This is a genomic window from Actinopolymorpha rutila (genome assembly GCF_013407855.1).
In the GTDB taxonomy this organism is placed as follows: Bacteria; Actinomycetota; Actinomycetes; order Propionibacteriales; family Actinopolymorphaceae; genus Actinopolymorpha; species Actinopolymorpha rutila.
Genome location: NZ_JACBZH010000001.1, coordinates 2,442,902 through 2,463,822, shown reverse-complemented (window position 1 = coordinate 2,463,822; position 20,921 = coordinate 2,442,902). Strand labels below are relative to the sequence as shown.

General features: G+C 72.4%; 17 protein-coding genes. 11 read left to right on the top strand and 6 right to left on the bottom strand.

The window, feature by feature from the left end; translation table 11 throughout:
* Positions 1–11 precede the first annotated feature (11 nt).
* The 5 genes from tal to pgl all read left to right on the top strand — a co-directional run bounded on the left by tal (position 12) and on the right by pgl (position 6,451).
* Complete coding sequence (gene tal / locus F4554_RS11015; RefSeq protein WP_179787295.1) at positions 12–1,124, top strand: transaldolase; 1,113 nt, start codon at positions 12–14, stop codon at positions 1,122–1,124.
* Entirely contained in the window at positions 1,121–2,740 is a 1,620-nt protein-coding gene (locus F4554_RS11010) for a glucose-6-phosphate isomerase (protein WP_179787294.1), read from the top strand. The genes tal and F4554_RS11010 overlap by 4 nt, the downstream gene beginning before the upstream one ends.
* Before the next feature lie 95 nt (positions 2,741–2,835).
* Positions 2,836–4,374 carry a glucose-6-phosphate dehydrogenase gene (gene zwf / locus F4554_RS11005; protein ID WP_179791439.1) on the top strand — a complete coding sequence of 513 codons (1,539 nt, stop codon included), beginning with the start codon at positions 2,836–2,838 and terminating at the stop codon, positions 4,372–4,374.
* Positions 4,371–5,669 carry a glucose-6-phosphate dehydrogenase assembly protein OpcA gene (locus F4554_RS11000; protein ID WP_179787293.1) on the top strand — a complete coding sequence of 433 codons (1,299 nt, stop codon included), beginning with the start codon at positions 4,371–4,373 and terminating at the stop codon, positions 5,667–5,669. Before zwf ends, F4554_RS11000 begins: the two co-directional genes overlap by 4 nt.
* The gene (pgl, locus tag F4554_RS10995; RefSeq protein WP_179787292.1) at positions 5,669–6,451 is read left to right on the top strand and encodes a 6-phosphogluconolactonase; all 783 of its coding nucleotides are present in this window, start codon (positions 5,669–5,671) and stop codon (positions 6,449–6,451) included. Before F4554_RS11000 ends, pgl begins: the two co-directional genes overlap by 1 nt.
* Before the next feature lie 51 nt (positions 6,452–6,502).
* On the opposite strand, the gene F4554_RS10990 is transcribed toward pgl, so the two are convergent.
* Together F4554_RS10990 and F4554_RS10985 are read right to left on the bottom strand one after the other, a co-directional pair.
* Positions 6,503–7,513 carry a LacI family DNA-binding transcriptional regulator gene (locus F4554_RS10990; protein WP_179787291.1) on the bottom strand — a complete coding sequence of 337 codons (1,011 nt, stop codon included), beginning with the start codon at positions 7,511–7,513 and terminating at the stop codon, positions 6,503–6,505.
* 56 nt (positions 7,514–7,569) lie between these two features.
* Positions 7,570–8,652: a Gfo/Idh/MocA family protein gene (locus tag F4554_RS10985; protein ID WP_179787290.1), complete on the bottom strand. Its 1,083-nt coding sequence runs from the start codon at positions 8,650–8,652 to the stop codon at positions 7,570–7,572.
* Positions 8,653–8,802: 150 nt separating this feature from the next.
* Between F4554_RS10985 and F4554_RS10980 the strand changes: the two genes are divergently transcribed.
* The 5 genes from F4554_RS10980 to F4554_RS10960 are packed head-to-tail and all read left to right on the top strand — an operon-like array spanning position 8,803 to position 14,880.
* Positions 8,803–10,338: a sodium:solute symporter family protein gene (locus F4554_RS10980; protein ID WP_337795965.1), complete on the top strand. Its 1,536-nt coding sequence runs from the start codon at positions 8,803–8,805 to the stop codon at positions 10,336–10,338.
* Complete coding sequence (locus F4554_RS10975; protein WP_179787288.1) at positions 10,331–11,785, top strand: AGE family epimerase/isomerase; 1,455 nt, start codon at positions 10,331–10,333, stop codon at positions 11,783–11,785. Before F4554_RS10980 ends, F4554_RS10975 begins: the two co-directional genes overlap by 8 nt.
* Entirely contained in the window at positions 11,782–12,525 is a 744-nt protein-coding gene (locus F4554_RS10970) for a 6-phosphogluconolactonase (RefSeq protein WP_179787287.1), read from the top strand. The genes F4554_RS10975 and F4554_RS10970 overlap by 4 nt, the downstream gene beginning before the upstream one ends.
* Positions 12,512–13,735 carry an amidohydrolase family protein gene (locus F4554_RS10965; protein ID WP_179787286.1) on the top strand — a complete coding sequence of 408 codons (1,224 nt, stop codon included), beginning with the start codon at positions 12,512–12,514 and terminating at the stop codon, positions 13,733–13,735. Before F4554_RS10970 ends, F4554_RS10965 begins: the two co-directional genes overlap by 14 nt.
* Positions 13,732–14,880 (top strand): alkaline ceramidase, encoded by a 1,149-nt coding sequence (locus F4554_RS10960; RefSeq protein ID WP_179787285.1) that lies wholly within the window; start codon positions 13,732–13,734, stop codon positions 14,878–14,880. Before F4554_RS10965 ends, F4554_RS10960 begins: the two co-directional genes overlap by 4 nt.
* A 40-nt stretch (positions 14,881–14,920) precedes the next feature.
* Here the strand turns inward: F4554_RS10960 and F4554_RS10955 are convergent, their stop codons facing one another.
* From F4554_RS10955 to nadA, 4 genes are all read right to left on the bottom strand, one after another.
* Complete coding sequence (locus F4554_RS10955; RefSeq protein WP_179787284.1) at positions 14,921–16,309, bottom strand: NAD-dependent succinate-semialdehyde dehydrogenase; 1,389 nt, start codon at positions 16,307–16,309, stop codon at positions 14,921–14,923.
* 172 nt (positions 16,310–16,481) lie between these two features.
* Complete coding sequence (gene nadC, locus F4554_RS10950) at positions 16,482–17,444, bottom strand: carboxylating nicotinate-nucleotide diphosphorylase (RefSeq protein WP_179787283.1); 963 nt, start codon at positions 17,442–17,444, stop codon at positions 16,482–16,484.
* Positions 17,441–19,105: an L-aspartate oxidase gene (locus tag F4554_RS10945; protein ID WP_179787282.1), complete on the bottom strand. Its 1,665-nt coding sequence runs from the start codon at positions 19,103–19,105 to the stop codon at positions 17,441–17,443. Before F4554_RS10945 ends, nadC begins: the two co-directional genes overlap by 4 nt.
* Positions 19,102–20,118: a quinolinate synthase NadA gene (gene nadA / locus F4554_RS10940; RefSeq protein ID WP_179787281.1), complete on the bottom strand. Its 1,017-nt coding sequence runs from the start codon at positions 20,116–20,118 to the stop codon at positions 19,102–19,104. Before nadA ends, F4554_RS10945 begins: the two co-directional genes overlap by 4 nt.
* A gap of 116 nt (positions 20,119–20,234) precedes the next feature.
* Here nadA and F4554_RS10935 point away from each other — a divergent pair, with 116 nt between their 5' ends.
* A complete protein-coding gene (locus tag F4554_RS10935) occupies positions 20,235–20,915 on the top strand; it encodes an NUDIX hydrolase (protein ID WP_337795964.1) in 681 nt (226 codons plus the stop codon).
* The last annotated feature ends 6 nt before the right edge of the window (positions 20,916–20,921 follow it).

Below are 20,921 nucleotides of genomic sequence, written 5' to 3'. Positions count from 1 at the left end.
AAGGAGACTCGATGAACGACCGACTTGCCGCACTGTCCGACGCGGGCGTGGCCGTCTGGATCGACGACGTCTCGCGTGGCCGCCTCTCCACCGGCAACCTCGCCGACCTCGTCGCCGACAAGCATGTCGTCGGGGTGACCAGCAACCCGACGATCTTTGCCAAGGCGGTGGGGAACGCCGACGAATACGCCGAACAGAACCGCGACCTCGCCGCCCGGGGCGTCGACCTCGAGGAGGCCGTGCGCGCGATCACGACGTACGACATCCGCTGGGCCTGCGACGTCCTGCGCCCGGTCTACGACCGCACCGACGGCGTCGACGGCCGGGTGTCGCTGGAGGTCGACCCGCGCCTGGCCAAGGACACCCTGAAGACCGTGGCCGAGGCGCGCGCCCTGTGGTGGCTGGTCGACCGGCCCAACCTCTTCATCAAGATCCCGGCCACCCGCGAGGGGCTGTCGGCGATCACCGCCGCGATCGCCGAGGGCATCAGCGTCAACGTCACGCTGATCTTCGCCCTCCAGCGCTACCGCGAGGTGATGGACGCGTTCCTGACCGGCCTGGAGAAGGCCAAGGAGAAGGGCCTCGACCTGAGCCGCATCGGCAGCGTCGCGTCGTTCTTCGTCAGCCGGGTCGACACCGAGTACGACAAGCGGCTGGACAAGATCGGCACCGACGAGGCCAAGTCCCTGAAGGGCAGGGCGGCCATCGCCAACGCGCGGTTGGCGTTCGAGGCGTACGAGGAGGTGTTCTCCTCCGACCGCTGGAAGGCGCTGGCAGCCGCCGGGGCCAAGCCGCAGCGGCCGCTGTGGGCGTCCACCTCCACCAAGGACCCCAACCTGCCGGACACGATCTACGTCACCGAGCTGGTCACCGACGGTGTGGTCAACACGATGCCGGAGGCCACGCTGAACGCGTTCGCCGACCACGGCGAGGTACGGGGGGACACGGTGCGCGGCCGTTACGACGAGGCCCGCCAGCTGATCGCCGACCTGGAGAAGCTCGGCATCGCCTACGACGACGTGGTCGAGCAACTCGAGGTCGAGGGCGTGGAGAAGTTCGCGGCCAGCTGGAAGGAACTCCTGGACACCGTACGCACCGCACTCGAGGGGGGAAACAAGAAGTGAGCGCCGAAGGGCTCACCGTCGAGGTCACCCGGCCCGAGGAGGCCACGGTCAGCCGGCTGGTCGAGGACCAGGTGGCCTCAAAGCTCGCCGCCAAGGACGCCACGCTGTGGGGGCCGGACGCGGAGTCGGAGGCGTCGATCCGGCTGGGCTGGGTCGACCTCCCCCGTACGTCCCGGCCGCTGCTGGCCGAGATCGAGGCACTGCAGGCGCAGCTGCGCCAGGAGGGCCTGGACCACATCGTCCTGTCCGGCATGGGCGGCTCCTCGCTGGCCCCGGAGGTGATCACCGCCACCGCCGACGTCCCGTTGACGGTGCTCGACTCCACCGATCCGTCGGTCATCAGCCGGGCGATCGCCCAGGACCTCGACCGCACCGTGCTGGTGGTGTCCAGCAAGTCCGGCTCGACCGTGGAGACCGACAGCCACCGGCGGGCCTACCTCAAGGCGTTCGCCGACGCCGGGATCGACGGCCCCAGCCGGATCGTCGTCGTCACCGACCCCGGTTCGCCGTTCGCCGAGCTCGCCGAGTCCGAGGGCTACCGCAAGGTGTTCCTCGCCGACCCGAACGTCGGTGGCCGCTACAGCGCCCTGACCGCGTTCGGGCTGGTCCCGGCGGGGCTGGCCGGCGCCGACGTGGCCGAGTTGCTCGACCAGGCCGAGGCGGTGCTCCCGGTGCTGTCGCAGGACGGCGCCGACAACCCCGCCCTGGCACTGGGCGCCGCACTGGGCGCCGGGCACCAGACCGGGCGGGACAAGGTCGTGCTGGGTGAGGGAAGCACCTCCGTCACCGGGTTCGGCGCGTGGGCCGAGCAGCTCATCGCCGAGTCGACCGGAAAGCTCGGCCGCGGCCTGCTGCCGGTCGACGTCGGCGGCACCTCCGACACCACCCCCGGCTGGGCGACCGCCGGAGCAGACGTCACCCCGGTGGCGATCGGCACCCCGGAGCTCGCCGTGCCGGGCCTGGTCGTGACCGACGGCTCGCTCGGCGCGCTGTTCCAGCTGTGGGAGACGGCGGTCGCTGTCGCCGGCCGGCTGATCGGGATCAACCCCTTCGACCAGCCCAACGTCGAGGAGGCCAAGAAGGCCGCCCGTTCGCTGCTCGACCAGCCGCCCACGCAGGAGTCCGCCTCCTCCCCCGCCTTCGTCGACGGCGCGGTCGAGGTCTACGACGACGACAAGTTGCTGGCCGGTGCGAGCACCGTCGAACAGGCCCTCGCCACCATCGTCGAGGCTGTGCCCGAGCACGGCTATCTCGCGCTGCTGGCCTACCTCGACCGGGACGCCGACGCCGGGGCCGCCCGGCTGCGTCCCGTCCTCGCCGCCTCGGTGCCGTTCCAGGTGACCTTCGGCTTCGGGCCGAGGTACCTGCACTCGACCGGGCAGTACCACAAGGGTGGGCACCCCAACGGCGCGTTCGTGGAAATCACCGGGGCCGTCACCGACGACCTCGAGGTCCCCGGCCGGCCATACACCTTCGGGCACCTGATCACCGCCCAGGCCGCCGGCGACCTCGGCGTCCTGCGGGACAAGGGATTCCCCACCCTGCGATTCCACCTGACCGACCGGAAGGCCGGTCTCGCCCAGCTGCTGGACGCGGCCGGAAAGGTGCGCACATGACCGACGCAGGAGGAACGACCGAAGCCGGCTCCCAGCGGGGCGCCGGCTCCAACGTCGTGGGGGTGTCGGCCGACACCGAGCCCCTGCACTGGCCGATGGCGGCGGTGTCGGCGGCCGAGACCAACCCGCTGCGCGACCCGCAGGACCGCCGGCTGCCGCGCATCGCCGGCCCGTGCGGCCTGGTGATATTCGGTGTCACCGGCGACCTGGCCCGCAAGAAGCTGATGCCGGCCGTCTACGACCTCGCCAACCGCGGGTTGCTGCCGCCGGGGTTCGCCCTGGTCGGGTTCGCCCGGCGCGACTGGGCGCACGAGGACTTCGAACGCGTCGTGCACGACGCGGTCAAGGAGTACGCCCGTACGCCGTTCCGCGAAGAGGTCTGGAAGCAGCTGTCGGAGGGCTTCCGGTTCGTACCCGGCGAGCTCGACGACGACGCGTCGTTCGAGCGACTGCGCGCCACCATCGACGACCTCGACCGCGAGCGCGGCACCAACGGCAACCACGTCTTCTACCTCTCGGTGCCGCCGAAGCTGTTCCCGGTGACCGTACGCCAGCTGAAGAAGCACGGCCTGGCCGAGCAGAGCGAGGACCACTGGCGCCGGGTCGTGGTGGAGAAGCCGTTCGGGCACGACCTGACCAGCGCACGTGAGCTGAACGCCATCGTCTCGGAGGTCTTCTCCCCCGAGCAGGTCTTCCGGATCGACCACTACCTCGGCAAGGAGACCGTCCAGAACATCCTGGCGCTGCGCTTCGCGAACCAGCTGTTCGAACCGGTCTGGAACTCCAATTACGTCGACCACCTGCAGATCACCATGGCCGAGGACGTCGGCATCGGCGGCCGGGCCGGCTACTACGACGGCATCGGCGCGGCCCGCGACGTCATCCAGAACCACCTGCTCCAGCTCGTGGCGCTGACCGCGATGGAGGAGCCGGTGAGCTTCGACGCGGCGAGCCTGCGGCTGGAGAAGCAGAAGGTGCTCGCGGCGATCCAGCTGCCCCGCCGGCTCGACCTGCACACCGCGCACGGGCAGTACTCCGAGGGCTGGGCCGGCGGGATCAAGGTACGCGGATACCTCCAGGAGGAGGGGATCTCGCCGGAGTCCCGGACCGAGACCTACGCCGCGGTCAAGCTGGACATCGACAACCGGCGGTGGGCAGGCGTCCCGATCTACCTGCGGACCGGCAAGCGGCTCGCCCGCCGGGTCACCGAGGTGGCCGTGGTGTTCAAGAAGGCCCCGCACCTGCCGTTCGCGTCCACCGCGACCGAGGAGCTGGGCAACAACACCCTGGTGATGCGGATCCAGCCCGACGAGGGGATCACCCTGCGGTTCGGCTCGAAGGTGCCGGGCAGCCAGATGGAGATCCGCGACGTGACGATGGACTTCGCCTATGGCGGCGCGTTCACCGAGTCCTCGCCGGAGGCGTACGAACGACTGATCCTCGACGTGCTGCTCGGCGACTCCCCCCTCTTCCCGCAGCACGAGGAAGTGGAGCTGTCCTGGCGGATCCTCGACCCGATCGTCAACTACTGGGCCGAGCACGCCAAGCCCGAGCAGTACCCCGCCGGCACCTGGGGGCCGGCATCCGCCGACGAGATGTTGGCCCGCGACGGCCGGGCCTGGAGGCGTCCGTGATCATCGACCTGTCCGACACCACCGCGAGCAAGATCGCTTCCGCGCTGGTCAGGGCGCGCGCCAGCTCGGGCAGCCCGGCGATGGGCATGGTGCTCACGCTGGTGGTCGTCGCCGACGAGAGCAGCCACTACGACGCGCTCAGGGCGGCGATGGAGGCGGCGAAGGAACACCCGTCCCGCATCCTCGGCGTCATCCCCCGCGGCGGTCGCGGCTCGGCCCGGCTGGACGCCGAGGTCCGGGTCGGCGGCGAGGCCGGGTCCGGTGAGAGCGTCCTGCTCCGCCTGTACGGCGACCTCGCCCGGCACGCCGAGTCGGTGGTGATGCCCCTGCTGCTGCCGGAGTCGCCGGTGGTGGTGTGGTGGCCGAACAAGGCGCCCGAGGTGCCCTCGCAGGATGCGGTGGGCCGACTGGCCCAGCGGCGGGTGACCGACGCGGCGTCCTCGCGCCGGTCGCTGGAGACGCTGGTCTCCCACTGCGGCAGCTACCAGCCGGGTGACACCGACCTGTCGTGGACCCGCGTCACGCCGTGGCGGGCGCTGATGGCCGCCGCCCTGGACCAGCCGCACAGCCGGGTGACCGGCGCGACCGTCGAGGCCGAGCGCGGCAACGCCAGCGCCGACCTGCTGGCGGCGTGGCTGTGCCGGCGGCTGCGGGTGCCGACCAAGGTGAAGTCCAGCCGGGGACCCGGCATCACCGCGGCCGTGCTGCACACCGACGCGGGCGACATCGCCATCACCCGGCCCGACGGGCGACTGGCGCGCTACTCCGTGCCCGGCCAGCCCGAACGCCACGTGGCGCTGAAGCGGCGGGACACCTTCGAGCTGCTGGCCGAGGAACTGCGTCGCCTCGACCCCGACGACGTGTACGCCGAGACCGTCGCCGAACTCCTCGAACGAGCCCACGGCAACGGCCGGGGTTCGGCCTCCGAGTCCGCGCGTACGTCCGCGAACGGGCATCCCACCGGCGGGGCCGACGTTGACGAGGCCGCCGGAGCGGCCGACCCGGCGGAGAAAGTAGCCACCGAGCGGGCGCCGGCAAAGAAGGCGGCTGCCAAGAAGGCACCGGCCAAGAAGGCGAGCGCGAAGAAGGCCGGCGCGAAGAAGGTGGCGGCCGAGCAAGGTCCCGCCAAGAAGGCCGGCGCGAAGAAGGCCGGCGCGAAGAAGGTGGCGGCCAAGGAAGCACCCGCCAAGAAGGCGAGCGCGAAGAAGGCACCGGCAAAGAAAGCGGCTGCCGAGCGGGCCCCGAAGGGCGCCGGCCGGGCGACGCGCCGCCGCACCGACTCGGACGGCTCCTGATGAGCGCGCCCGAGGTGGTCGTCCACGCCGACAAGGACCTCCTGGCCCGCGCGGTCGCGGCCCGCCTGGTGACCCGGTTGGTCGACGGCCAGGCCGGTGGCGGCACCGCACACGTGGTCTTCACCGGCGGTGGCATCGGCACCGCCGTCCTCGCCGCGCTCGCCGACGCACCGGCCCGGGACGCCATCGACTGGTCGCGCCTGGACATCTGGTGGGGCGACGAACGCTTCGTGCCGGACGGTGACCCCGAACGCAACGAGACCGGTGCGCGGGCGGCACTGCTCGACCACGTGCCCATCGCCGCTGACCGCGTGCACCCGATGCCGGCCGCGAACGGGTCCGACGGCAAGCGTCCCGAAGACGCGGCGAGCAGGTACGCCGAGGAACTGCGCACGGCGACCCGGCCGGAGGACCACGGGCCGGTCCCGCGGTTCGACGTCCTCATGCTCGGCGTGGGACCCGACGGGCACGTCGCGTCCCTCTTCCCCGAACATCCCGCGGTGCACGAGGACCAGCGCTCGGTGGTGGCGGTGCACGGTTCGCCGAAGCCGCCTCCGACCAGGCTGTCGCTGACGTTCCCCGCGCTCAACTCCGCCCGCGAGGTGTGGTTCCTGGCGTCCGGTGAGGAGAAGGCGGGGGCGGTACGCCTCGCCCTCGGCGGTGCCGGACCTGTGCAGATCCCCGCGGCGGGCGTACACGGCCGACAGCGCACGCTGTGGCTGCTGGACCGTTCCGCCGCGAAGGAACTCCCCGTCGAGCTGACCCGGCCCACCGAGCACTGACCCGGCGCACCCGGTCCAGCACCGACCCGGCCTACGCGGTAGCGACCCGGCCTACCCGGCGCCGGCCGGGCCGGTGCTGGACCGGACCACCAGCCGGGTGTCCACGACGTACCTCGCGTCCCGGAGGTCGTCGTTGCCGAGCAGGCCGAGCAGCAGGTCCACCGCGGCGCGGCCGGCCTGCCCGGCCGGGGCCGAGACGGTGGTGAGGGGCGGCGCGGTGGTCGCTGCCACCACGTCGTCGCAGCCGACGACGCTGAGGTCTCCCGGCACGTCGACGCCGGCTTCGGCGAGCCCGGCGAGGATTCCCTGCGCCAGTACGTCGTCGAAGGCCACCGCCGCGGTGGCGCCGCCGGCGAGCAGGTCGGGCACACACGCGATGCCGGCGTCGTAGGTCGGCCGCCGCGCGTCCACGGTCACCAGTTCCAGCCCACGGGCGTCCGTGGCCCGCCGCAGGGTGCGGCGCCGTTGCTGGTGCGCCCACGACGTTCTCGGGCCGTTGACGTAGGCGATCCGGCGGTGGCCGAGCGCGGCGAGGTGGTCCACCGCCTCGGTCATCCCCCGGGTGGGGTCGACGAGCACCCGGGGCAGGCCGGCGAGGTCGCGGTTGACCAGGACGACCGGCCGGCGCTCTGCGTGCTCGCGTACCCTCGCGGCCCGCAGCCGCGACGACACCAGCACCACCCCCTCGACCTGCCCGGTGAACCTCGCCAGCAGCGCGTCCTCGCGGGCGGGGTCCTCGTCGGAGTCGCCGAGGAAGACGCCGTACCCCGCCAGGTCGGCCGCCTGCTGCGCGCCGCGCACCAGCGGCGGGAAGAACGGGTTGGCGATGTCGGGGACCACCAGCGCGATGGTGGCGTACCGGCCGGTGGACAGCCCGCGCGCCACCGCGTTCGGCAGGTAGCCCAACTCGGCGGCAACCGCGCGGACGTGCGCCACCGTCGCCGGGCGCAGCAGTTCGGGCCGGCCGAACGCGCGGGAGACGGTGGCGCGTGACACCCGGGCCGCCGCGGCGACCTCACGGATCGTCGGCGCCGCACCCCGCCGCCGGGTGGACTCGCTCATCCGTTGCTCATACGTCGCTCGTCGGTGGCTCGCCGCTTCGTCCCACGACGCCCGGCTCAGCTCGCGACCGGGACCGGGCCGCCACCGGCGACGGACTCGTGCACCGCGGCCAGGATCGCGGTCACCCGCCGGCTCTCCGCGAGGCTGACCAACGGTGGTGTCCCGTCGGCGACGCAACCGACCATGTGCCCGACGGCGTGGGCGAGCGCGCCCGCCGGCACCCCGTGCAGCACCGGCATGATCGAGATACGGGGGTACTCGAACTCCGTCGGCGTGGCCACCTCCACCTGGTCGTCCTTGCGGTCCAGGTGCACCACGCCGTGCTCACCGACCACCTCGACGAAGGAGTCGGTCATCGTCGGGTAGGTGTCGGGATAGGTCCAGCAGGACTCGAACGTCGCCACCGCACCGGAGGCGAACCGCACCTGCGCCTGGATCGCGTCCGGGGTGTGCACGCCGTGCCCGTCGAGTACTCCACGCACCGCCGTGGCGTACACCTCGACCGCCCGGTCCTCGCCGAAGAACCAGCACACCAGGTCGATGTCGTGGCTGGACAGGAACCACGCGGGCGTGGTGTCGGCCGCCCAGGACAACATCCGCGTGGGTACGTGGATCCGGTCGTTCTTGCGTGCGTACGCCATCCGTGGCCGGCCGATCCGGCCCGCTTCGATCGCGGCCTTGGCCTGCGCGTAGCTCGGGATCCACCGGTGGTTGAACGACGTCATCGCCGCGACGCCGGACCGCTCGACGGCGGCGATCACCTCGTCGGCGTCGGCCAGGCTGGTGGCCAGCGGCTTCTCCACCAGGATCGCCTTGCCAGCCAGCGCGGCCTCGACCGCGATCGGCGTGTGCAGGTGGTCCGGTGTGGCCACGATCACCAGGTCGACGTCGGTACGCCGGAGCAGTGTGCGGTAGTCGTCGGTGGCCAGCTCCGCACCGTGGCGGCGGGCAACCTCGCGCGCGGCCGTGTCGGGAACGCTCGCCACCCCGACCAGCCTCGCGCGCGGATCGGCGGCCACCACCGCGGCGTGCGCCGCGCCCATCACGCCGGCGCCGACGACCGCGACACCGACACCTGCATCGGCACCGGCACCGGCACCGGCACCGGCACCGATCGGCGTGCGCGCGTTCTCCGTCATGCCTGCAAACGGTTGCACACGACGTACGGACGAACAACGCCGCCAGGTTGCCGATATCGGCAACCGCCCCCGCCCGGTCCGCGATTGACGTGCAACCGCTTGCAGGGAAGACTCGTCGGTCATTCCATGCCCCGTGCGGGAGGAGTGACGGTGGGGACGCTCGGCTGGCTGGTGCTCGGCGCGTACTTCGTGGTGATGGTCGGGATCGGGGTCTGGGCCAGGCGTCGCATCCACGACGCCCGGGACTTCTTCGTGGCCGGTGGCCGGATGCCGTGGTGGCTCGCCGGCATCTCCCACCACATGTCCGGCTACAGCGCCGCGGTGTTCGTGGGATACGCCGCGGTGGCCTATCAGGACGGCTTCACGTTGTACGTCTGGTGGGCGCTGGCGATCACCGTCGCGATGCTCGTCGGGTCGTTCACGTTCGCGCCGCGGTGGCCCCGGCTGCGCAGGCGCTTCGGCATCATCTCCCCGCTGGAGTACCTCTCCACGCGTTACAACGTGCCGGCCCAGCAACTGCTCGCCTGGAGCGGCACCGCGCTGAAGGTCTTCGACGTGGGCGCGAAGTGGGCGGCGACCGCGATCCTGTTGCAGGTGTTCGCCGGCGTTCCGCTGGGCTGGGGCATCCTGCTCACCGGAGGCGTCACCCTCGTCTACTCCACGATCGGCGGGCTGTGGGCGGACGCGCTCACCGACTTCGGGCAGTTCCTCATCCAGTTGGTCGCCGGGGTGACGATGTTCGTGGTCGTCCTCGCCAAACTGGGTGGCGTTCCGGCGATCTGGCAGCTGTGGGACCGGCTGCCGGAAGGACACGGCGACGCGTTCCACGGCGACTACACCGTCGGGTTCGTGCTGGCCTACGTCGTCATCTCCACGCTCTCCTACAACGGCGGCACGTGGAACCTCGCCCAGCGGTTCATCGCCGCGCCGACCGGCGGCCAGGCCCGCAAGGCCGCGCTCACCTCGGCCGTGCTGTACCTCATCTGGCCGCTGGTGCTGTTCTTCCCGATGTGGGCGGCGCCGGTGCTGCTGCCGGACCTCCCCGACCCGTCGCAGTCGTACGCCCTGCTGGCCACCAGCCTGCTGCCGCAGGGACTGGTCGGGCTGGTGCTGGCCGGGATGTTCGCGCACACGATGGCGATGACCTCCTCCGACGCCAACGCGATCTCCGCGGTGGTACTCCGCGACATTCTGCCGGCGGTGTGGCGAGGAGCGCGGACGCTGAGCGGGCGGGCCGAGCTCGCGCTGGGCCGGTTCGCGGTGTTCGCGTTCATCGCGTTGTCGATGGCCATCGCGCTGGCGGCGGACTCCTTCGGCGGCGTACTCGGCCTGATCGTGTTGTGGTTCGGCGCGCTGGTGGGGCCGATCGCGATTCCCATGCTGCTGGGACTGCTGCCGGCCTTCCGGCGGTGCGGGCCGAGCGCGGCGATCGCCTCCTGGGCAGTCGGTCTCGCGGTCTTCGCGCTGGTGAAGTACGTCCTCGCCGACGCGATCGCCGGGCTGGGTGGCTCGCTGGGTACGACGTTCACGGTGGCCGGGCCGGTCCTGTGCTCGTTCGTTGTCTTCGTCGTGGTCGGCCTGGTACGACCCTGGCACGACCCCGACAGCGCGGCCCTGGTCGCGGCGCTGTCGGAGGAGGACTCCGGCCCGGCGCAGGAGAAGGGCGAGGTGACCGCGCATGCCTGAGGTACCTCCGCCGGCCGGCCCCGACGGTCCCGGTCCGCACGGCGCCGGTGTCGCGGAGTCCGGTGAGTACGCCGGAATCGTCGACCACCTGGTGCACGACGTGCTGGCCTGGTGGCTGCGAAACGCACCGGACCGCACCCACGGCGGCGTCTTCACCTGCTGGGACAACTCCGGCGACCGTCTGCTGTCCACCGACAAGTACACCTGGTCCCAGGGGCGCTGGATCTGGTTGCTGGCAAGCGCCGCCGACGCGGTCGAACGTGGCGTGCTGCCCGCGCAAGGTGTGCTTGACGCCGCGGACCTGCGGGAGCTCGCCGGGCAGAGCGCGGCTTTCGTTCGTACGCACGCGGTCCTGCCGGACGCGACCACGGCGTACGTCACCGACGCCGCCGGAACTCCGTACGAACCCACCCCCGGGGCCGGCCTGCACACCAGCGTCTTCGCCGACTGCTTCGTCGCGCTCGGCCTGGCCGCCTGGGCACGGATCGGCGAACCACGGGTCGGCCGGGGCGCTGAGGGCGATGAGGGCGCGGACGGAGCCGATCCCGCCGAGGCGGGCAAGCTGGCGTTGACACTGCTCGAGTCCGCCGCGGAGCGGGCCCGGAGCGGGCACGCGCGCACCGACCCGTACCCGATCCACCCGGACTTCACCGCCTTGTCGCTGCCGATGATCTGTGTGGGAACGGCGACGGAGGTCCACCGGGCGACCGGCAGCGACGCCGGTGACGGCACCGTCGGCGGCCCGGCCGCCGCGATCGCCGCCGAGGCGGCGGCCACGATCGCGCGCGAAGTGCGCGAGGGCGCCGACCTGCGGGAGCTGGTTCCGCGCGTCCCGGGCCGCGACGAGACCCTGCTGGCCCGGCACCGCACACCGGGGCACGCCCTGGAGTGTCTGTGGTTCCTGGTGCACGCGGCGGACAACGTGCCAGGTGTGGCCGACGCCTTGGGTGCCGACGCGTTCGGCGCGGACGGCGACCGGGCCTGGATTCCCGAGGCGGCCCTGCACGCGTTGCGGGTCGGCTGGGACGACGAGCACGGCGGGCTGTTCCGCTACGTCGACCGTGACGGTGGCCAGCCGCGTGGCCGGACGCTCGACGACCCCTACGAGGTGCTGGTCCGCGAGAGGGCCACCAAGCTGTGGTGGCCGCACGCCGAGGCGTTGTACGCGACGCGGTTGCTGGCCGCACGGTTTCCGGCGTACGCACCGGAACTCTCGCGGTGGCACGAGCGGCTGCGAAGCTACACATACGGCACGTTCCCGGCCGGCCGCGGGAAGGAGTGGGTGCAGATCCGCTCACGCGACGGCGCACCGCTGGACCGCACGGTCGCCCTGCCGGTGAAGGACCCGTTCCACATCGCCCGCGCGCTGCTGCTGCAGGCCGAACTCCTCGCCGCGCCCGGCGACGGCCACCGAACACCCAACGACGTCGAGAGGAACCACCAGTGACCGAACCGATCGTCCGCGTCTTTCCCGACCGCGTGAGCCTCGGCTACGCGGCCGCGGCCGACGTCGCCGCGCAGCTGCGTGAGCGCCTGAGCTACCAGAACTCCGTGCGGATGGTGTTCGCCGCGGCGCCGAGCCAGCAGGAAACCCTGGACGCGCTCGTGGCCGAGGTGGGCATCGACTGGACGCGGGTGACCGCGTTCCAGATGGACGACTACATCGGACTGCCGCAGAACGCGCCGCAGCGGTTCGGGCAGTGGCTTCGGCAGGCGATCTTCGACCGGGTGCCGTTCAAGGAGGTGCACCTGATGCGTACCGACGGCGACCCCGACCGGCGGGCGCGGGAGTACGCCGACCTGCTGGCGGCCGACCCGATCGACCTGGTGTGCCTGGGCATCGGCGTCAACGGGCACATCGCCTTCAACGACCCGCCGGTCGCCGACTTCGCCGACCCCGCGGCGGTGAAGGTGGTCGAGCTCGACGACACCTGCCGCCAACAGCAGGTCGACGACGGCTGCTTCCCCACCTTCGACGACGTTCCGCCGCGAGCGCTGACGCTGACCGTGCCCCGGCTGCTCGAGGCCGACCGCCTGTTCTGCGTCGTGCCGGGACAGGCGAAGGCGGAGGCGGTCCGGCGTACGCTGAACGACCCGATCGGCGAGGCCTGCCCCGCGACAGCGTTGCGTACGCACCCCTCGTGTGTCCTCTACCTCGACCAGGACTCCGCCGGTGCGCTCGACTGAACCCGGAGCGGGACCGGAGAACCCGCGACACGCGTTCGAGCTCACCGGCCGAGACCCCGCGACCGGCCGGCGGTGCACGGTCGAGGTGGCCGACGGTCTGATCGTGCAAGTCCACGTTGACAGTGCCGACAGCGCCGGGAGCACCGACAGCTCCACGGGCACAGGGGAAACCGAACCCTGGTTGGCCCCTGGCCTGGTCGACCTGCAGGTGAACGGCTTCGCGGGATTCGACGTGAACGCCGCCGACGCCGGTCCGGACACGATCGGCGCGATGGTGCGGGCGCTGTGGAAGGTCGGGGTCACCACGGTGGTGCCGACCATCGTCACCGCGGCCGAGGAGCACGTCGTCACCTGCCTGCGCAGGGTGGCGGCGGCTCGGGCGAGCGACCCGATGGTGCGGCACGTCGTTCCGTACGTCCACGTGGAAGGCCCGCACCTGTCCGCGGAGGACGGGCCGCGTGGCGTGCACGACGCCGACCAGATCCGCCCGCCGGACATCGCGGAGTTCGACCGCTGGCAGCGGGCCGGTGAGGGCCTGGTGGGCATGGTCACCCTGTCGCCGCACTTTGACGGCAGTGCGTCGTACATCCGCGCGCTCGTCGACCGCGGGGTGCGGGTCTCGGTCGGGCACACCGGCGCCACCCCCGAACAGATCCACGCGGCCGCGGACGCCGGCGCGAGCCTGTCGACGCACCTCGGCAACGGCGCGCACGCGGTGCTCCCCCGTCATCCCAACTACGTGTGGGCACAGCTCGCCGACGATCGCCTCACCGCCGGTTTCATCGCCGACGGGCACCACCTGCCCGCCGACACGTTGGTCGCCATGCTCGCGGCCAAGGGCCCGGCGCGGTCGATCCTGGTGTCGGACGCCACCACCCTCGCCGGCTCTCCACCCGGGGTCTACCAGACGCCGGTGGGCGGTGCGGTGGAGTTGTCCGCCGAAGGCCGGCTCTCCCACGTCGGTACGCCCTACCTCGCCGGTGCGGCGCGCCCGGTCACCGACGGCGTGGCACACGTGGCGAACCTCGGGCGGTTCTCCCTCGCCGAGGCGTTGGCGCTGGCGACGAGCTCACCGGGACGGTTCGTGGGTGGACGCGGCCGGCTGGAGGTGGGTGCGCCCGCGGACCTGGTGACGTTCGACTGGAGCCCGGGCAACCCGACGTTGACGGTGGACCGCGTCGTCGTCGCCGGAACTCCGGTGGTGGGGTGAGCCGGGTCGGTGCGGCGACGGTGGACGTCACCCCGCCGTCGGGGCTGGCGATGTCCGGCTTCCTCGCCCGTACCTCCCCCGCGACCGGCACGCACGACCCGCTGACCGTCCGCGCGGTGACCGTCGACGGCACCGCGGTCGTCACGGTGGACGTCTGCGGGCTACACGAGGACACCTGCAGCCGGATCCGTGAACGCCTGCTGGGCGGCGACCTCACTGGTGCAGCCGGCCTCACCGAGCTCACCGAAGTTGTCGTCGCCGCCACCCACACCCACGGTGGTCCCGCCGTGGTTCCGGGCCGGCTGGGCGGGCCGGTCGACCCCGGTCACCTCCGCATGCTGGAGGACGCCTGCGTCGACGCCGTACGGACGGCGCTTCGCGACGCCCGACCGGCCCGGCTGCGCTTCGGCACCGGCGCGGACCCGGGCGTGGCCCGCAACCGGCGACGTCCCGACGGCCCGACCGACCCCGCCCTGCCGGTGCTGGTGTGGTCGGACGAGGCCGGTGCGACCGTCGCGGTCGTCACCGCCTACGCCTGCCATCCGGTCGTACTCGGCGCGGACAACACGTTGTGGACGGCCGACTATCCCGGGGTGGTCCGCCGTCAACTCGAACTTGCCCATCCTGGTGCCGTCGCGGTCTTCCTCACCGGCTGCTGCGGTGATGCCAACACCGGCCACTCCGCGAGCGCCTCCACGCTCCATTCCGACGACGCCCGTACCTACCCCGCGTGCGAACGCGCCGGTACGGCAATCGCGCAAGCGGTCCTTGACACCGGGACCGGACCTGTCGACGGACCGGTCGGTTCGCGTTCGGCCGAGCTGGACCTCCAACGCCTGGACGGCAGCAGCTGGACCGCCCGGGTGAGCGTGCTCGACTGGTCCGGCGTCCGGCTGGTCGCCCTGCCCGGCGAACCGTTCGCGGCCACCGCGCTGGCGCTGCGAGCCGCCGCGGCGCCGGAACCCCTTGTGGTGTTCGGGTACGCCGACGGATGCCCCGGCTACTTCCCCACCCGCGAGGAGTACGCCGCCGGCGGGTACGAGGTGGAGCAGGCGCACTTCTACTACGGCGAGCAGGCCGCGTTCGCCCCTGGCACCGCGGAGCGCCTCGGCGCCGAGGCGCTCCACCTGCTTGGCCTGACCTGACCAGGCGACCACCTGACCCGCGAACACCGAGCCGGACCGCTCAGCCGCTGAAGTGGATCAGCTTGTGGTTGACGAACTCCTCCATGCCGTGGCGCCCGAGCTCCCGGCCGAACCCCGAGCGCTTCACGCCACCGAACGGGAGCTCGGCCGCACTGCCGACGAAGGCGTTGACGAACACCATGCCGGCGTCGAGCCGGTCGGCGACCCGCCGTGCCTGCTGCTCGTCGTCGCTGAAGACGCACGCGCCGAGACCGTACGGCGTGGTGTTGGCGAGCTCGACCGCCTCCTCCTCCGAGCCCACCTGGTAGACCATCGCCACCGGCCCGAAGAGTTCCTCGGTGTAGGCGCGCATCCCCGGCCGGATACCGGTGAGCAGAGTGGGTTCGTACCACGCACCCGGCCGATCCATCCGCCGCCCGCCGGCCAGCACGGTGGCGCCCTTCCCGACCGCGTCGTCCACCTGCTCGGCCAGCATCCGCACCGCGTTCTCCGACGACAGCGGGCCCATGAACGTGTCGGCGCTGGCCGGGTCGCCGGGACGCACCTCCCGGGTGGCGGCGGCGAAGCCTTCCAGGAACGGCTCGTAGTGCTCGTCCAGCACGATGATGCGCTTGGCGGCGTTGCAGGCCTGCCCGGCGTTGCCCATCCGGCCGACGAACGCCTGCCGTACCGCGCGTTCCAGGTCGTTGGTCCCGAGAACGAGGAACGGATCGGAGCCGCCGAGTTCGAGGACGACCTTCTTCAGGTTGCGCCCGGCGACCTCGGCCACCGCCGCACCCGCGCGCTCGGACCCGGTGAGCGAGACGCCCTGGAGTCGCGGGTCGGCGATCAGCTCGGCGACCTGTTCGTTGCTCGCGAAGATGTTGACGTACGCACCGTCCGGTAGGCCGGCGTCGGCGAGGATTCGCTCCATCGCGAGTGCGGACCGCGGGCACTGCGGCGCGTGCTTGAGCAGCATCGTGTTGCCCAGCATGAGGTTCGGGGCGGCGAACCTCGCGGCCTGGTAGTGGGGGTAGTTCCACGGCATGATGCCGAGCAGCGTGCCCACCGGTTCCTTGCGTACGACCGCCCGGCCGCCGGAGGCCACGTCGAGTTCCTCGTCGACGAGGAACGACGGCCCCTTGTCCGCGTAGAAACGGTAGATCGACACCACGATGCCGATCTCCGCGGCCGCCTGCGCGATCGGTTTGCCCATTTCCTGGGTGATCACGGCGGCGAGCTCGTCCCTGCGCTGCTCGTACAGCTCGGCCACGCGGGTCAGCACCGCGGCCCGTTCGGTCGCCGGCGTACGGCGCCAGGCCTCGAAGGCTTCGTGCGTCTGCCGCAGCGCTCCCGCGATCTGCTCGTTCGTCGCCTGTGGGTACTCCTGGACGGTTTCGCCGGTGGCGGGGTCGACGACCCGGTAGTCGGTGTGGACGGTCGTGGTCATACGCCTCATCCCCTCGTTCCGGTACCCGGCCTTCGCTGTCGGCGCGTCGCTGCCAGGCTACGTGCGGTGGGATGGCGGTTCGAGGACGCGGCGGTGGACACCGGCGGGCCGGCCCCGCGCGTCCTCCGCCGGACCGGCCCGCCGCCGGCGTCTCGTTCCCTCGCGGGACGGCTCAGGTCCGCAGATCCAGGCCGAGGTCGAGGGCCGGCGCCGAGTGCGTCAGCGCACCCACCGCGAGGTAGTCGACGCCGGTCTCCGCGTACGCCCTGGCCACCTCGAGGGTGAGCCCGCCGGAGGCCTCCAGCAGCGTCCCGGTGCCGGCTGCTCGGGTACGCCGAACCGCCTCCGCGCACTCCTCCGGCGTGAAGTTGTCCACCAGCACCAGCTCCGCCTTGGCGTCCAGCACCGAGTCGAGCTCGGCCAGCGTGGTCACCTCGACCTCGGCGGGTAGCTGCGGGGCGTGCCGGCGGGCCGCTTCCAGCGCGGCGACCGCCGACCCGGCGGCGAGCACGTGGTTGTCCTTGACCAGCACCGCGTCACCCAGCCCGAGCCGGTGGTTGACGCCGCCACCGGCTCGTACGGCGTACTTCTGCAGGAGCCGCAGGCCGGGCAGCGTCTTGCGGCTGTCGCGGACCGCGCACCCGGTGCCGGAGACGGCGTCCACCCAGGCGGCGGTGGCCGTCGCGATACCGGACAGGTGGCACACCAGGTTGAGTGCCGTGCGTTCCCCGATGAGCAGCGTCCGAACCGGCCCTCGCAGGACCAGCGCGGGCTTGCCCGCCCTTAGTCGGGTTCCGTCCTCCACCCGGTGGAGCACCTCCACCTCGCCGGGTGCGAGCAGGTCGAACACGGCGGGCACGAGAGCCCCTCCGGCGAGCACGCCCGGCACGCGTGGCGTGAGCTCCGCCTCGGCCACCGCGCCCGCCGTAACAGTCGCCGCCGTCGTCTCGTCCGGGCCGTAGCGCAGGTCTTCCGCCAGCGCCGTGCTGAGCACCCGCAAGGTGTCGTCGACATCCAGCCCTGCCCGGGCCAGCGCCTCGGCCACACCGGGCGAGAAGCCATGTGCGGCCTCCGGAGCATCCGCGGCGTCCGAACCGTGGAGCGAACTGTGCAGCGGACCAGTGGGCGCCGTCATGCCACACCTCCCAGGTCGAGGGCGGGCAGCAGGGTGGGCTCACCGGACTCGTCCAGGCCCACGACCAGACTGCGCCGCCACCGTTGGTCGTCTCGTACGGGATGGTCGTGCCGGACGTGGCAGCCACGGGACTCCGTACGCGTGGACGCCGCGAGCACCAGCGCCCGGGCCGCCAGGTGGAGTGCGGCGTCCTCGACGTCGGCCCGCCCGGCAGGCAGCGTGCGCGACGCCATCGCGTCCAGCGACTTGGCCACGATCGCGAGGCCGGCCTGGTCCCGGCCGATCGCCGCGTGCCTGCTCATCAGCTGCTGCAGTCCGGGTCGGTCCGCGACCGGCTCGGCCGTCAGCACGTCGGCTCCGTCTCCTTCGTCGCCGAGCCGGCCCGCCGACTGTCTCGCGGCCTTGCCGGCGGACAGGTCCGCCACCACGGCCCTGGCGGTGCGGCGCCCCGTCACCAGCCCTTCGAGCAGGCTGTTGGAGGCCAGCCGGTTGGCGCCGTGCAGGCCGGTGCGGGCGACCTCCCCCGCCGCGTACAGGCCGGGCACCGCGGTCCGGCCGTCGACGCTGGTCACCACGCCGCCGCAGCCGAAGTGCGCCGACGGTGCCACCGGGATCGGTTCGGACGCCGGGTGGACGCCGATCGCCCGGCACGCCGCGTACACCGTGGGGAACCGCGTCCGGAAGACCTCCGCCCGCAGGTGGGTGGCGTCCAGGAACACGTGGTCGTCCACGCCGCCGGGCACCTCGGCCAGCCGGCGGATGATCGCCGCCGAGACCACGTCCCGGGGCGCGAGGTCCCCGAGTGGGTGCACGCCCTCCATGACGCGTTCGCCCGCGGCGTCGATCAGCACCGCGCCCTCGCCACGGACCGCCTCGGTGACCAGGGGCCGCGAACCGGTGGCACCCCTGCCGGGGTAGAGCACGGTCGGGTGGAACTGCACGAACTCCAGGTCGGCCACCGAAGCGCCCGCGCGCAGGGCCAGCGCGATCCCGTCGGCGGTGGCGACGTCGGGGTTGGTGGTGGCCTCGTAGAGCTGACCGAGCCCGCCGGTGGCGAGCAGCACCGCGGGGGCCCGGAGGATGCCCGCCACACCGTCGTCGGCGAGCACCAGCAGCCCGGCGACCGCCCCGGCTTCGGTACGCACGACCCTGGCGGCGACATGGCGTTCGAGCAGCGTCAACCGCTGGTTGCGTACGCCCGCCAGCAGTGCGCGTTCGACCTCGGCGCCGGTGGCGTCACCGCCGGCGTGCACCACCCGGAACGCGGTGTGGCCGCCTTCCCGGGCGAGTGCCAGCCGGCCCCGCCGGTCGGGCTGGTCGTCACCGGCCGGGTCGAACACCGCACCACCGGCGCGCAGCCTGGCCACCGCGTCCGGCCCCTCGGCGAGGATCGTCGCCACGGCGGCCGGATCGCACAGACCGGCTCCGGCGACCAGGGTGTCGTCGACGTGCCTGTGGACGCTGTCGCCGGGCTCGTGTTCGCCCGGGAGTACGACCGCAACCCCGCCTTGCGCCCAGCGGGTGTTGCCCGCGTCGGCCTCGGCCTTGGTGACGACGACGACCCGCAGGCCGGCGCGCACCGCCTCCAGCGCGGCACTCAGCCCGGCCACGCCCGTACCCACCACGACCAGATCGGCGGCCGCCTCCCAACGGCTGCTCATTCCCCGCCGCCGGGGTTGCCGATCTCGATCATCGCCTGCACCGCTCCCCGCGCCCGCGCCGCGATCTCCGACGCGACGTGCACCTCGTCGGTGCCCTCGCGGAGGCTGCGCAGCAACGCTCCCGGCGTGATCATCTTCATGTAGCGGCACGAGGCCCGGTCGTTCACCGGACGGAAGTCGACACCCGGCGCGGCCTTGCGGAGCTGGTGCAGCATGCCGATCTCGGTGGCCACCAGCACCGACCGCGCCTTGGTCTCCTTCGCCTGGTCGAGCATTCCGCCGGTGGACAGGATCTTCACCCGGTCCGCGGCGACCACACCCTCGCCGGCGAGGTAGAGCGCCGACGTCGCGCAGCCGCACTCGGGGTGGATGAACAGCTCCGCGTCGGGCTGGGCGGCGGCGCGGTCGGCGAGCTCGGCGCCGTTGATGCCGGCGTGCACGTGGCACTCCCCCGCCCAGATGTGCAGGTTGTCCCGGCCGGTCTCCCGCTTGACGTGGGCGCCGAGGAACATGTCCGGCAGGAACAGCACCTCCCGGTCGGCGGGGACCGAGGCCACCACCTCGACCGCGTTCGCGGACGTGCAGCAGATGTCGGTCTCGGCCTTCACCTCGGCGGTGGTGTTGACGTACGACACGACGACCGCGCCCGGGTGCTCGGCCTTCCAGGCCCGCAGCTGGTCGGCTGTGATCGAGTCGGCCAGGGAGCAACCGGCCCGGGCGTCCGGGATGAGAACCGTCTTGTCGGGGCTGAGGATCTTCGCCGACTCCGCCATGAAGTGCACGCCGCAGAAGACGATGGTGGACGCCTCGCTGGCCGCGGCGATGCGGCTGAGCGCGAGGGAGTCGCCGGTGTGGTCGGCGATGTCCTGGATCTCGGGGATCTGGTAGTTGTGCGCGAGCAGCACCGCGTCGCGCTCGGCGGCAAGCCGGCGTACTTCTTCTCGCCACGCTTCGTCCGGCACCACCTCGTCGTAGGCCGTGTCCGCGCGGACCGCTTCAGTGACAGGGGTCATGTGACCCTCCCGGCAGGGTTCCTCACCCAGAGCGGGTGCTCCGGGTCTTCGTCCAGGCTTCCGGCGCCTGGGGTTTTCGACTTACGAGCGAAAACTTCCCGAGATACTATCACCGCGTGAGCCGACTGGGGCATGAGGTGCTGGCAGCGGTCCTCCAGGTCCGGTCCCGGTCACTGCAGGTCCTGCTCTGGCAGCGTGCCCGCGAACCCCAGGTAGGCACGTGGGCACTCCCCGGTGGCCGGTTGGGTGCCGTCGAGGACGTCGAGAGCTCGGTACGCCGGCAGCTCGCCGAGAAGGTCGACGTACGCCAGCTCTCCCACGTCGAGCAACTCGCGGTGTTCAGCGCACCCGACCGGACGCCCGGGCCGAGGGTACTGGCCACGGCGTTCCTCGGCCTGGTGCCGAGCGACGCCGACCCGGAGATCCCCGAGGACACCCGGTGGTTTCCGATCGACGACCTGCCGAAGACCGCGTTCGACCACCGGGCCATCGTGTTGCGCGCCCGCGACCGGCTGCGGTCCAAGCTCTCCTACACCAACCTCGGGTTCGCCCTCGCTCCCCCGACCTTCACCGTCTCCGAGCTTCGCGAGGTCTACTCCGCCGCACTCGGGCACCGGGTGTCGGCGACCAACCTGCAGCGCGTGCTCACCCGGCGCGGGCAGCTGGAGGCCACCGGCCAGACGGCCGTGTCCGGGCCGACCGGCGGGCGCCCCGCCGCGTTGTTCCGGTTCACCTGCCGGGACATGTTCATCACCGACCCGTTCGCGGTGCTCCGGCCGCCGGCCGTGCGCAGCTGAACGCAC